Source organism: Mesorhizobium sp. M7A.F.Ca.CA.002.09.1.1, assembly GCF_003998555.1.
Taxonomy (GTDB): Bacteria; Pseudomonadota; Alphaproteobacteria; order Rhizobiales; family Rhizobiaceae; genus Mesorhizobium; species Mesorhizobium ciceri.
Genome location: NZ_RZRR01001456.1, coordinates 1 through 730, shown reverse-complemented (window position 1 = coordinate 730; position 730 = coordinate 1). Strand labels below are relative to the sequence as shown.

Here is a 730-nt window from a genome sequence, read left to right as displayed (position 1 = left end):
CTTGACGGTGTTCTTCGCCGTCCGGGGGTAATCATAGGCCGGAATGTCGATTTCGAGCTTGCCGCCCTTGGCCACCCTGACGCCGCGTGCATAGACCTCGTCGATGGTCATTGCGGCGAGATCCGAGACGATCAGCAGGTCGGCCAGCCGGCCCGGCGCGATCGAGCCGATCTCGCGCTCCAGTTTGAAATGCTGGGCGGTATTGAGCGTCGCCATCTGGATCGCCGTCACCGGCTTCAATCCCTGTTGGATGGCGTGGCGCACCACGCGGTCCATATGGCCCTCTTGGACCAGCGTGCCGGAATGGCTGTCGTCGGTGCACAGGATGAAGTTGCGCGGGTCGATTCCGCCCTCCGTCACCGCCTTGATCTGCGAGGCGACGTCGTACCAGGCCGAGCCCAGCCGCAGCATCGCCTTCATGCCCTGGCGCACGCGGGCGATAGCGTCCTCGGCGCGCGTGCCCTCATGGTCGTCCTCGGGGCCGCCGGCGACGTAGCCGTGGAACGGCAGGCCGAGATCGCGCGAGGCATAGTGGCCGCCGACCGTCTTGCCCGCCTTGACCGTCGCCGCGATCTCGCCCGACATGACCGGATCATTGGCGACGACGCCGGGGAAATTCATCACTTCGCCCAGGCCGATAATGTTCTCCCAGGTCATCGCTTCCGCGACATCGGCGACCGTCAGCTCGGCGCCGGCATGTTCCAGCCCCGGCGCCGAAGGCACGCAGGAC

Annotated in this window: 1 protein-coding gene; it reads right to left on the bottom strand. The window is 66.6% G+C overall.

Translation table 11 applies throughout. The features are described from left to right. A partial coding sequence (locus EN994_RS33965; RefSeq protein ID WP_164746551.1) for an amidohydrolase family protein occupies positions 1 to 730 on the bottom strand: 730 nt, incomplete at both ends.